Source organism: Flavobacterium shii (assembly GCF_025847235.1).
In the GTDB taxonomy this organism is placed as follows: domain Bacteria; phylum Bacteroidota; class Bacteroidia; order Flavobacteriales; family Flavobacteriaceae; genus Flavobacterium; species Flavobacterium shii.
The window spans coordinates 54,202-67,151 of record NZ_JAOZEW010000026.1; the positions used below are offsets into that span (position 1 = coordinate 54,202).

At 32.0% G+C, this 12,950-nt stretch carries 11 protein-coding genes; 8 read left to right on the forward strand and 3 right to left on the reverse strand.

The features are described 5' to 3' along the window. The first annotated feature begins 28 nt into the window (after positions 1–28). Positions 29–664, forward strand: a complete 636-nt coding sequence (locus tag OIU83_RS20390) for a LysE family transporter (RefSeq protein WP_264208111.1) — start codon at positions 29–31, stop codon at positions 662–664. 22 nt (positions 665–686) lie between these two features. Then, positions 687–1,013, forward strand: coding sequence for an MGMT family protein (locus OIU83_RS20395; RefSeq protein WP_264208112.1), 327 nt, complete (start codon positions 687–689; stop codon positions 1,011–1,013). An 84-nt stretch (positions 1,014–1,097) separates the two neighbouring features. On the opposite strand, the gene OIU83_RS20400 is transcribed toward OIU83_RS20395, so the two are convergent. Next, positions 1,098–2,423 (reverse strand): sensor histidine kinase, encoded by a 1,326-nt coding sequence (locus OIU83_RS20400; protein WP_264208113.1) that lies wholly within the window; start codon positions 2,421–2,423, stop codon positions 1,098–1,100. Beyond that, complete coding sequence (locus OIU83_RS20405; RefSeq protein WP_264208114.1) at positions 2,423–3,772, reverse strand: sigma-54-dependent transcriptional regulator; 1,350 nt, start codon at positions 3,770–3,772, stop codon at positions 2,423–2,425. The genes OIU83_RS20400 and OIU83_RS20405 overlap by 1 nt, the downstream gene beginning before the upstream one ends. A 159-nt stretch (positions 3,773–3,931) precedes the next feature. Here OIU83_RS20405 and OIU83_RS20410 point away from each other — a divergent pair, with 159 nt between their 5' ends. From OIU83_RS20410 to OIU83_RS20420, 3 genes are all read left to right on the forward strand, one after another. Continuing rightward, positions 3,932–5,176, forward strand: coding sequence for an efflux RND transporter periplasmic adaptor subunit (locus tag OIU83_RS20410; protein ID WP_264208115.1), 1,245 nt, complete (start codon positions 3,932–3,934; stop codon positions 5,174–5,176). A gap of 86 nt (positions 5,177–5,262) precedes the next feature. After that, entirely contained in the window at positions 5,263–5,964 is a 702-nt protein-coding gene (locus tag OIU83_RS20415) for an ABC transporter ATP-binding protein (protein WP_264208116.1), read from the forward strand. 125 nt (positions 5,965–6,089) lie between these two features. After that, complete coding sequence (locus OIU83_RS20420) at positions 6,090–8,519, forward strand: ABC transporter permease (RefSeq protein WP_264208117.1); 2,430 nt, start codon at positions 6,090–6,092, stop codon at positions 8,517–8,519. Positions 8,520–8,606: 87 nt separating this feature from the next. Here the strand turns inward: OIU83_RS20420 and OIU83_RS20425 are convergent, their stop codons facing one another. After that, entirely contained in the window at positions 8,607–10,223 is a 1,617-nt protein-coding gene (locus OIU83_RS20425; RefSeq protein ID WP_264208118.1) for a L,D-transpeptidase family protein, read from the reverse strand. A gap of 425 nt (positions 10,224–10,648) precedes the next feature. Here OIU83_RS20425 and OIU83_RS20430 point away from each other — a divergent pair, with 425 nt between their 5' ends. The 3 genes from OIU83_RS20430 to OIU83_RS20440 all read left to right on the forward strand — a co-directional run bounded on the left by OIU83_RS20430 (position 10,649) and on the right by OIU83_RS20440 (position 12,915). Beyond that, positions 10,649–11,779 carry an Mrp/NBP35 family ATP-binding protein gene (locus OIU83_RS20430; protein ID WP_264208119.1) on the forward strand — a complete coding sequence of 377 codons (1,131 nt, stop codon included), beginning with the start codon at positions 10,649–10,651 and terminating at the stop codon, positions 11,777–11,779. Between the two features lie 107 nt (positions 11,780–11,886). Next, a complete protein-coding gene (locus tag OIU83_RS20435) occupies positions 11,887–12,126 on the forward strand; it encodes a NifU family protein (protein WP_264208120.1) in 240 nt (79 codons plus the stop codon). A 315-nt stretch (positions 12,127–12,441) separates the two neighbouring features. Next, positions 12,442–12,915 (forward strand): hypothetical protein, encoded by a 474-nt coding sequence (locus tag OIU83_RS20440; RefSeq protein ID WP_264208121.1) that lies wholly within the window; start codon positions 12,442–12,444, stop codon positions 12,913–12,915. Positions 12,916–12,950: the final 35 nt, after the last annotated feature.

Here is a 12,950-nt window from a genome sequence, read left to right on the forward strand (position 1 = left end):
CCATTTTTTAATACATGATTCGCAACGCATGACTTTTATTATCCCTTTACTTTTAGGTTTTCTAACGGCTTTCATAGGTATTATTCCGCCAGGACTAATTAACATGACAGCAGCCAAAGTGAATTTAAAAGAGGGGAAAAAGAATGCATTATGGTTTGTTGCCGGAGCAGTACTTATTATTTTCTGCCAGGTATATTTGGCGATTTTATCAGCAAGAATCATTGATCAGCGACCAGATGTTGTCGTTTTATTACGTGAGATTGGTTTCGGAATATTTGCTGTTTTAACCGTTTATTTTCTGTGGATTGCAAAACAGCCTAAAAAGAAAAAAAATAAAATTAAGAATAACAGTAAAAAAAGCCGCTTCTTTCTGGGGATGTTACTTTCGGCTCTTAATTTCTTTCCAATTCCGTACTACGTTTTCGTTAGTGTTACACTAGCTTCTTATAAATTGTTTTTGTTCGAAAATCACTTTATTTCCGTGTTTGTTGCAGGTTCTGTATTGGGATCGTTTACGGTTTTTTACTGTTATATTGCTTTTTTCGAAAAGATCGAAAGGAAAACAGATTACCTTCTTAAAAATATGAATACTATTATCGGAAGTATCACAGGATTAATTTCGATAACTACACTTTTCAATATTATACGATATTATTTCGCTTGATTTTTTACTTAAAAATAAAGGCATGGCTGAAGATAATTTTTTCGAAAGAGTATATATAATTGCAAGACAGATTCCGTACGGGAAAGTAACTTCCTATGGCGCTATTGCAAAAGCTTTGGGAACGGCACGATCTGCAAGAATGGTTGGTTGGGCGATGAATGCTTGTCATAACATGGATGATGTTCCTGCACATCGTGTGGTAAACAGAAAAGGATTACTTAGCGGTAAACACCATTTTGACGGAACTAACCTAATGCAACAATTACTCGAAAATGAAGGAATCGAAGTTAGAGACAATCAAGTTGTAGATTTTGAAAAACATTTTTGGCAACCAGAAATTGAGTTGTAGTTTTTGTAAACGGGTAACCATATAAGTAATGTAAGTTCTACTGTTAAGCGTTAAGTTATTATATGTTCTTATATTACTTATATATTAAATTAAGCAAATCACAAAGTTTGTTTTGTTCTCATCGCTTTGGTAGCTTAAATATCCTCCGTGCGCTTCGATAATATTCTTAGAAAGCGTAAGTCCGATTCCAGCACCATCTTTTCGGGTTGTGAAAAAAGGGAGGAATATTTTATCTCTTATTTGGGGTTCAATCCCTTTTCCGGTATCAGAAATAGTGATAAAAAAACGATTGTTTTCGGTTAATGCCGATAGGAATATTCTCTTTTCTTGTTTTTCCTTTAAAGCAAAAATACTATTGGTAATCAAGTTGATGATAACTTGTTCCATTTGGCTTTTATCTATTAAAATAGAACGGGAACTATTGATATTGTTTATTAGTTCAATTCCTTGTTCTTTTAAGATTGGTGCCATGATTTTTAGGCAATCATTAAAAAGTACATTAATCGATGTTGGTTTTTTGTCTGGAGTAGGAAGCATGGCTAGTTTTCGGTAGTTTTCGACAAAAATCTGCAAATGATCGCTTCGATTTATAATGGTAGAAATACTACTTTTAATATCATCAAAATCGTCTTCTTCGAGTTTTTCCTGATCTATTATTTGAAGTAAATTTTGAGAAAGTGAACGAATCGGAGTTAAAGAATTCATTAGCTCATGCGAAATAACCTTCATTAAAGTAATCCACGCTTCTTTTTCCTTTTTATCAATAACACGCTGGATACTATCTAGTAAAATGATGAAATATTCTTTATTGAGTGATTTTGTTAATGAAGTCTGAAGTATGAATGTTTGTAAATCCTGCTGTTCAATTTTGATATTAACAGTGGTTTTTAATTCGCTAAAATGAGTGTTCTCAATCTCTTCGCAAAGTGATGGGAGGTAATTTTTAAGATAATTCCAATGACTTACTTTAGGAACATTGAATAAGGAGGAGAAACAATCGTTCATGAGGAATATGCTCCAGTCGTCATTGTCTTTTTCCAGAATTAAAGTAGCAGTATCGATATTGTTTAAAATAGACCGATAAATCAATTCTTTGGAAGTTTGTTCTTGTTGTTTTTCTTTTAGGGTATCGTACAAAAGAGATAAGTTCTTGAAACTGCCTTTTTTTTGTTCTTCGGGGAAATTCGTTGAATAATCATTTTGAAGAATAGAGAGGATTGTTTTATCGTAAAAACTCATTTTGTTTTTGATGAAGAAATACATTTCTGCGAAAGCAATAATAACGACAGCACCAACTAAAATACTATTGTAGTATAGTTCTTTTTGTGCAAGAAGTAGCGAAGCAAAAAGAATGATTATGATAATAAAAATACGTAAAAATAAGGCGTTATAGAGTTTCCAGTTTTTCATTATTCGATATTTTTTAAACCATATTTTTCAATTCTTCTGTATAATGAAGCTCTTGATAATCCTAAGTCTTCGGCTGTTTTACTGATGTTTCCTTTGTTCTTGAACAAGGATTTTTCGATGGCATTTTTCTCAATTTCCGATAGTGGATTTTCATCATTTATTTCCAAGTCTTCAAAATCAAGAATATCCAGGTCGGTTACAGAAATTGTATTGTTTTCGGATAGAATCAAGGCTCTTTCGATTTTGTTTTCCATTTCCCGAATGTTTCCTTTCCAAGGATATTTTTCTAAATGTTTAGCGACGTTGGTGTCAAAAGTAATATTGGTTTGATTGTATTTTTCTCCAATTTCTGTAAGTAGGAATTCAGCCATCGGGACAATATCATCTTTTCGTTCTCGCAAAGATGGTAATGTAATTTCCATAGTATTGATACGATACAGTAAATCTTCACGAAATGTTTTGTTCTTTACTTCGGCTTTTATATCGCTATTTGTTGCGGCAATTATCCGAACGTTTAATGGTCTTGGTTTACTTTCGCCTAAGCGAGTGACCGATTTTGTTTGTAAAACGTGTAATAGTTTTGATTGTAAATGCAACGGAATATTCCCGATTTCGTCTAGAAAAATAGTCCCGTCTGCGGCAGTTTCAAATCGTCCCGGAGTATCGGTTTTAGCATCTGTAAAAGCACCTTTGGAATAGCCGAATAGTTCGCTTTCGAATAAATTATCACTTAAAGAGCCCAAATCGACATGAACGAAAGGTTTGTCTTTTCGTTGCGAGTTTTGATGGATATGTTGTGCAAAGACAAATTTTCCAGTTCCGTTTTCTCCCAGAATAAGTACGTTGGCATCAGTTTTGGCTACTTTTTCGGCAATTGTATAAGCTTGTTTTATTTTGGTAGATGTTCCTGTGAAATATCTCTTTCCTTCGGGTTTTGCAATTACTTTTTTTGATTTTTTTCGACTTTCATCAACAGCATTGTCAATTGTGGTTAATAGTTTTTCGTTGTTCCAAGGTTTTAGAACATAATCGAATGCGCCAATTTTTATGCCTTCTACGGCTGTATCTATTTTTCCAAAAGCAGTCATTAAGATAACAACTGTTTGTGGAGATAGTGTTTTGATTTCTTTGAGCCAATGGATTCCTTCGCGTCCATCTTCAAAACCAATTCGATAATTCATGTCCAATAAAACAACATCAATTGGGTTTTCGGATAAAAGTGAAATGATTTTTTTAGGATCGCTGGTTGTGAAAATCGATTCAAAATTCTTTTTTAGAATCATTTTTACCGAAAAAAGAATTTCTTCCTGATCATCAACAACTAATATATTGGCTTGTTTTTTTCGCATGAGATGTGTTTTTGTTCGATTGTGAACGGTCAACTGTTCATTATCGAACACTACTTTTTTTGATGATTTTGAAACCGCTTTATATATCAGTGTTTTATAGATTATAATTCTTTTGGCACAATATTTACCTATTGGTAATCAGTAAAATAATTAGAACACATGGATAAAGTAATTCCTCGTAAAAGTAAAAAAATTAGGTATCTGACAATAGGAATTGGAGCTTTTTTAGTTTTGGCTACTGTAGTATTTTTTTCTTTCAATAAAAAAAGAAGTCTGAATGTAAAGGGAGACGAATTAATCGTAAAGAAAGTTGAGATGGCTTTTTTTGAAGATTTTATGGTTTTTCAAGCCAAAGTTGAACCTTTGAATGTTATGTTGGTAAATGTAACTGAGGGAGGTTCGGTAAAGGAGATTTTTGTCGAAAATGGCGCAACAGTTGTTAAAGGGCAGCCTTTGGCTCGATTGTATAACCCGAATACGGAACTTAATTACCTTACGCAGGAAACGGCTATTATCGAGCAGATAAATAACCTGAATACGGGTAAACTGAATATTAGAAATCAAGAGTTGAATCTGAATAAAGATTTAGTGTTGATTGAGCATGATTATAATGATGCTAAACGATTGTTTGACATGAACTCGAAATTATTTGATAAGGATGTTATTTCAAAAAATGATTGGAATACATTTAAAGAGGGTTTGCGTTTTCAGGAAGAACGAAAAAGAACGATTCAGCAAAGTATTCAAAAGGAAAAGCAAACTAATCAATTGCAGATCTCGCAAATAAATCGCTCGATTCAAACTATGGAAATGAGTTTGGATATTTTGAGAAATAACAAGAAAAACTTTTTGATTATTGCTCCTGAATCGGGACGACTTACTTCTTTTCAACCTGTTTTAGGAAAAACATTTCAGGCAGGAGAAAGTATAGGAAGATTAGATTCTAAACAAGGTTACAAATTAAAGGCTGAAGTAGATGAGTTTTATCTGGAGAAAATGCGTGAAGGCTTAAAAGGTGAAATCGAATATCAAGGGAAAATATTAGATGTAGTTGTGACCAAAGTTATTCCTGAAGTAAAAGGGGGGCATTTTTCGATCGAATTGAATTTTGACCCAAAAGAGAAAATTATTTTGCAGGATGGATTGAGTTTTGGAGTGAAATTAATTTTATCCGAGAGAAATAAAATCCTTGTTTTGCCAAAAGGAAACTTTAATCAGGAAACAGCAGGGAAATGGATCTTTGTTGTAAACGGAAATAAAGCCGAGAGAAGAACGATTAAATTAGGACGAGAAAATCCTTCGTATTATGAAGTTCTTGGAGGAGTTAAAGAAGGAGAATCTGTAATAACATCTTCTTATTTGGATTACAAAGATGTAGAGGAACTTTCGATTAGTTCTCAATAACAGTTTTCAATTTACATTTTACAAAAAAATAACGTTTCAATCATCAATCAAAAAACATAATTAAGAACAATTAATATTTTTATAATATGATAACAATACAAGATTTAACAAAGGTTTTTAGGACAGAAGAAGTAGAAACTGCAGCATTAAGCGGAATTAATTTAAAAATAAAAGAAGGCGATTTCCTTACCATAATGGGGCCTTCTGGTTGTGGGAAATCTACTTTACTTAATATAATAGGGCTTTTGGATAGCGCTAGTGGCGGAAGTTATAAATTACTGGATAACGAAATGATTGGTCTTAAAGAGAAAGGTAGAGCTGCTGTTCGTAAAGAAAATATTGGATTTATTTTTCAGAATTTCAACCTTATTGATGAGCTTTCTGTTTATGATAATATCGAATTGCCTTTAATTTACAATAATGTAAAGGCATCTGATAGAAAACACAAAATCGAAGCAATTGCTGAGAAATTAAATATTTCTCATCGATTAAAACATTTTCCACAACAGCTTTCGGGAGGACAACAACAACGTGTTGCTGTGGCAAGAGCCTTGGTAAATGATCCAAAAATAATTCTAGCCGATGAGCCTACGGGTAATTTGGATAGTAAAAATGGAAATGAGGTTATGGAACTTTTAACCGATTTGCATGCCAAAGGTGCAACAATACTTATGGTTACGCACTCGGATTACGACGCTTCTTTTTCGCAAAAAACAATTCATATGAAAGATGGGGTTATTTTTTCGGAAAGATTAAATCAAAGAAATGTAGATGTTTTTAAAGTATAGAAATTATGATAAAGATTATAACAATAGTAATTATAGTAGTGGTAGAGTTTTGTAAAACACTTTTTTTATAAATACCACCCAAACTAACCAAACCAAATTAAATCATAATAAAAAGAATTAAAAGTATGATACTTAACTGGATAAAAATATTTATTTACCATTTAAAACAGAACAAATTGTTTTCGTTTTTAAATGTTTTAGGATTAAGCATAGGAATTGCGGGAGTTATTTTTGCAATTTTATATTGGAACAATGAGAACTCTTACGATCAGTGGAATCCGGAAAAAGAGAACGTTTATCAGGTTCTTAATAATTTAGGAGCAACTGGAGATACTTGGGCTTCGAGTTCTATTCCTTTTGGGAAAACGTGTAAAGCAACAATTCCCGAAATCGAGTCTATTTGCTTTTTTGATGGATGGTACTATAATAGTATAATTAAGTATCAAAATCAAAAATGGATGGGTGAGAAAATCTTAGTTGCCGATTATGATTTTTTTGATTCTTTTCCTTTCCCAATCGTTAAAGGTGCCAAAAAAGATATTTTAAAGGAGAAAAATAGCGTTGCCATTTCTGAAGATGAGGCTAAACGAATTTTTAAAAATGAAGACCCTATCGGTAAAACGCTTGTGAATGATGATAAATCATATATTATAAAATCTGTTTATAAAATTATAAAGCCATCTTCTATTGAGCCTAATTATGTTTTTGGAGGACTCCTAAAGGATGGGGATATGGATAGTTGGGGGAATTTCAACTATAGTTTATGTGTGAAGTTAAAAAAAGGGGCTGATGCAGCAAGTGTTTTAAAGAAAATGCAAAATGTAAATTTTGTAAACAGAACAATGAAATCTGCTAAAGAAAGTGGGCAAACTGTTGAGCAGTATGTTAAGGAAAATGGTGAAACTAAAGTTATTCTGGATCAATTAAAAACAGCGAGACTACACGGAACAAAATCTACAGCAGGGAGGAATTTTCCTGAGGGCAGAGGGAATCTACAATTATTGTATATTATGGTAGGTTTATCTATACTTATCTTGGCTTTGTCGTTGGTAAACTACATTAATTTGGCAACAGCATCGGCAATTAAAAGAGCGAAGGAAGTTGGCGTTCGAAAAATTGTTGGTGCCAGTAAATCTCAAATTATATTGCAGTTTATATTAGAAACAGCAATAATTGTTGTTTTGGCTATTCTTTTTGCATTAGCAATTGTAGAGTTATCCTTGCCTTTTTATAATGAATTTTTGGAGAAAAATTTAACTATGAATGGAAGTGAGTTTTACTTGCAAATCATTGTAATTTTTATAATTGTAATAGTTCTTGCCGGAATATTTCCTGCAATTTATATTGCCAATTTTGAGACGTTGAAGGTTTTAAAAGGGAATTTTTCACGAAGTAAAAGTGGTATTTGGATACGAAATTCAATGTTGATTTTTCAGTTTACTATTGCTGCCTTTTTTATCATTGGTGCATTGATTGTTTATTCTCAGGTAAATTATATGATGAATAAAGACTTAGGTTTTAGTGGAAGTCAGGTAATTAGGGTTTCTTTTAATTATCAGGATCGTGAGACGAGATTAGAGAAATATTTCACTACCAAACAAGAATTATTGAAAATGAATGGTATTCAGAATGTTTCAACTTTTGCAGGTTCTTTTGGAGAGGGAACAAATTCCAGTTCTGGATTTACACATAACGGTATTTTTGTACAACCTCGTAATGTAGATACCGATTTTGGATTTCTTGAAATGATGAAAATTAAAATAGTTCAAGGACGTGATTTATCACCTAAATATGCATCGGATACGATAGACAATTGGTTGATAAATGAGGCTTGTGCCAAAGCATTAAACCTTAAAAATCCAATTAACACAATTATCAGTTCTGGTTGGGGTAATGAAAATGGTAATATGAAATTTAAAATTGTTGGAGTGGTAAAAGATTTTCATATAACAGGACTTCAAAATAAGGTTCCGCCGATGGTTTTTGTTAATATTAAAACCTTGAAATGGAATAATTTTCAGAATATATATGTAAAAGTCGATCCGCAACATCTTTCGGAAATTATGCCAAAACTGGAAGCGTATTGGAAAAAGAATATTAATCCCGATTATCCTTTTAAATATGATTTTGTTGATAAAGGATTTGCAAAAACGTACAATGAACAAGTAAAACAGCGAAATTTGTTTTTTGTGCTTAATCTTATTGTAATTATAATTGCAATTTTTGGATTATTTGCTTTAGCATCATTTTCAATGGAAAGAAGGCTAAGAGAAATTGCTATAAGAAAGACTCTTGGCGCCGAAACAAATGCGTTGCTTAAAAACTTGTCGAAACAATATATTGTTTTTTGCCTTATAGGTTTTGTGATCGGAATATTTCCTGCCTATATTTTGCTTAACAAGTGGCTCGAGAATTTTGCGTATAGAATTGATATTCCTATTTTGCCATTTATTATCGCATTGGTTGTATTACTTTTCTTAACTTTGCTAATTGTTTTGGCAAAAGCATATCAGGTAACGAAGATAGATATTCTTAAATATCTTAAATACGAATAATTAATCTGAGCAATTAATTAGAATTGAGTTTTGGTTCCCAGACCCGACAGCATCATTGCTGGTCGGGTCTTTTTCTTAATAGAGAACTTATTTCTTTTTTGGCATTTCTATAGCATCAGAATAAAGTAATTTATCTAATTTTTGGTCTCTGTCGTATACATCAGGATAGAAACCAATTTCTCCATCTTCGTTCACCCAAGCTGTAAAGTAGCCAATGTAGATTGGAATTTTGTTTTTCAATTTACAAGTGGTTTCTTTTTCACCACTCATTGCTTGATCTATTTTATCAACTGGCCAATCGGGATCATCTTTTAAAATTGCTAGAGCGAGCGCTTTTGCTTCTTTTACGTTTATACAACCGTGACTAAAAGTGCGTTTCTCAAAGTCAAAAAAACTTTTGGATGGAGTATCATGTAAATAGATGTCATTGGGATTTGGAAACAGAAATTTAACCAATCCTAGAGAGTTTGTAGGTCCGGGTTTTTGTCTCACATTACCTCCATTCCATTCCATATTATGTTCTGCTAAATAGTTTTTGTCATCTGCTATTGCAAATTTTAATTCGTTATTAATGATGCTCTGCGGGACATACCAGTATGGACTAAATACAATTTTGTCCATATTAGCGCTAAAAATTACTGTTTCGGTCATTCGGGTTCCTACAAAAACATCCGAGACCAATTCATATTTGCCATTTTTAACATACACCAGTCTAAAAGAAGGTATATTCACCATTACGTATTCATTTGCCTGTGCCAGATTTGCGGGTATCCATCGACAGCGTTCCATGTTTAACATTATCGTTTTGATTCTTTTAGCAATAGGCTCGTTCATTTGATTGATGTGCTCTAGAGTCAATGCATAATTTAATTTAAGACCGTATCTTTTTTTATACTTTAAAACTCCATCCATCATTTCTTGATCATAAACTTGTCTGTTGGAATTTTGTGCTAAATCTCCAACTACAAATAAGCGTTCTCTGATTTGTTTTATAGCAAGACTACTGTCTAAAGGTCTTATGTCTTTGAAAGTGGCACTATCGATATCTATTTTTTTCCACAAATTATTTTTTTCGATTGTTCTGTATTTTTTTAAAACCGTTTTAAGTTTGTAATATTGTTCATACAAAAGGCTCTCGTCTTTGTTTAATCGCTCTGGGTCGACCATAAGAGAATCTAATATTTTTGTATAGGAAATGCTCTTGGCGGGTAAGAACCAACCTATTTTTTTTAAAGTTGCAGGATCAACACCAGAATAGACATTACTTGCATAAAACACATACATATTAGATAGTAAAAGTTCTGTGTCTACCTGAGGTAGTTTATTGGATACATTTTCATTAAAAACGTCATTTACCAAATCCATATAAGGCATTGTAGCTTTGATGCCCTCATGGTCATTTAATAACTGTACTTTATGATACAATAAGAATCCAAATTCGGTAATGTTTTGATCATCGTACCAAATCGTATTAAATTCTTTCTTTTTATAAAGATCTAAGACGTCATTTTGGTATTTTTTTAATTTAGGATATTTTTTGTAAAATTGATCAATTGATTCAGGGCCAATAGAGACTTTGAATGTAAAAACATTCTCCAATGCAGTCATTTTATCTTTTGGATTGATTTCTTTACATGAAGATTCGAAAGAAAACATCAAAAAACTAACAGCAATAATCACAGATGAAAAAGTAAAATTTCGCATATTTTTAGATTTACATTTAGAAATAAAATTCTATTCAAAAACACACAAAAAGACTTGTAATTTACTTAAAAATAGATTTTTAAGGTCTTTTTGAAGAGATAGGAAGTATAAGTTTTAGGTACTCAAATTTAGTTAATATTATTGAGAGTTCTGACGTTTTATTCTAAAAATGCATTTTAAAACTCATGCATTTTGATCAAATAGGTGTTTTTGTGTACTAAGTCTTGAGTAAAATACGCTCTGTTTTTTTATATTAAAAAAGCAAACACAAACAATTAGAATCATTTTGAGTAATCTCAATATCAATAAATACAATTTAAAAGAGTTTGAATCCGAACTTAATCTGTTATCTTTGTAATCTAAAATCGGTTTAAATTAATATAGTTTTTGAAACGATTATTGTCAATAGAAAATAGAGAATTAAAATGAAATTAGACAGAAAAGAAATTCTTAAGGCTTTAGAAACGATTACTATAGCCGGTGAAGGTAAGAATATGGTTGAAAGCGGAGCAGTTACAAACGTCATTACTTTTGGAGATGAGGTTGTGGTTGATTTGGTTTTACATACACCAGCGATGCACATAAAAAAACGTGCTGAAGACGATATTAAAAAAACAATCCATGATTTGGTTTCTGCGGAAGCTAAAATTAAAGTAAATATTAAAGTTGAAACTCCTGAGAAAAACGAAATTAAAGGTCGTGCAATTCCGGGAATTAAAAATATTATTGCTGTTGCCTCTGGAAAAGGAGGAGTTGGGAAATCGACTGTTACAGCAAATTTAGCCGTTACATTGGCAAAAATGGGGTTTTCAGTAGGAGTTTTAGATGCCGATATTTATGGGCCTTCTATGCCAATTATGTTTGATGTAGAATCGGCAAAACCAGTTTCTATATTAGTTGATGGTAAATCGAAAATGAAACCAATCGAGAGTTATGAAGTTAAGATTCTTTCTATAGGTTTCTTTACAGCGCCAAGTCAAGCTGTAATCTGGAGAGGACCAATGGCTTCTAAAGCTTTAAACCAAATGATCTTTGATGCAGATTGGGGAGAATTGGATTTTATGTTAATTGATTTGCCTCCGGGAACTGGAGATATTCACCTTTCGATTATGCAATCATTGCCAATTACTGGTGCAGTAGTAGTAAGTACGCCACAAGCAGTAGCTCTTGCAGATGCTAAAAAAGGAGTTTCGATGTTTATGCAAGACAACATCAATGTGCCTGTTTTAGGTATTATAGAAAATATGGCTTATTTTACACCTGAAGAATTACCTGAAAATAAATATTATATTTTTGGGCAAGAAGGTGCTAAGAATTTAGCTGAAGATTTGGGAGTTCCATTTTTAGGAGAAGTGCCAATTGTGCAGTCTATTCGTGAGGCAGGAGATTATGGCCGTCCAGCAGCTTTGCAAACTGCATCGCCAATCGAAAAAGTTTTTGAAGAAATTACAAGGAATGTAGTTCAGGAGGTAGTAAGCCGAAATGAAAGTTTACCTGCTACAGAAGCGATAAAAATTACAACAATGGCAGGATGTTCTGCAGTAAAGAAAAATTAGATAATTGAGATAATTAGATAATTAGATAATGAACTAATCGGAAAGTTTGAAATTTTCTAATTGGCACATTACCTAATTATCGGATTCTCTAATTGAATATAAAAATTATGACAACAGAAGAATTAACAAGCAATGTTTTAAAAGCTCTTGATGAAATCAGACCATTTCTGAACTCTGATGGTGGAGATATAACGTTGGTATCTATAGATGATGATAAACACGTAAAAGTTCGTCTAGAAGGAGCGTGTACTAGTTGTAGTGTAAACCAGATGACACTTAAAGCTGGTGTAGAAACTACAATAAAAAAGTTTGCACCACAAATAGAAACGGTGGTAAATGTTATGTAGTAAGTAGGGATTTTAAAATCTCAGAGGTGTTCTTTTTTTTATGATTATTATTGAGTTATCATTAAGGTTTATTTGACTTTTTTGGTATTTATTTGGCTATTTTGTTTACTTAATAGTGTATCCTCAAAAAAGCGTTTGATTTATTTGAATATTAAAACTATTAACAAGAAAATAGTGTTAAAATAGTCAAATTGTTAAAAAAATAACGAAATAAAATAGTTTTGACAAAAAAAAGTGTTAAGAATTAAGGTTTTTGTAGCAGCATTTAATATAAATTTAACTTAAATTTGCGATATAACCTCAAATCTTACATTTATGAAGAATTATTACAAACTAATTATTTTGTTGTTTTTCGCTTCTGCGACTTATGGCCAACAAGCATCTGAAAACTTATATGTTGATAAGGCATGGGTAAATGAATATGAAGAATGGTCGGATTTTAAATATGCGGGTCAGATAATTATCTCTCCAACTACTGAAGACGGTAGTTTACGAATAAGTAATTTTGATTTTTTATATGATTTTTGCGATGGTAAAGCGAAGTTTGCAAATAAGAATAGCTATACCACGGCTCAGTTTTCTCATCCCAGAAAAATAAAAAGTACTACAGACAAACAAGGTATTGTAAACTCTACTTATGAAGGGACGCTTATCTTTCAGAATGGTAATGATTACTATTCAGTTATAGCCGTAGTTACAATACTTGATAAAGGAAGTATTATAGGGGTGAAAATGCATTTAAAAGATAATTTAAAAGAATATGCATTTAGTTTTAAACCCGGCATTTAGTATTGTGTAAAAGATAATGTATTTTTACCATTTCA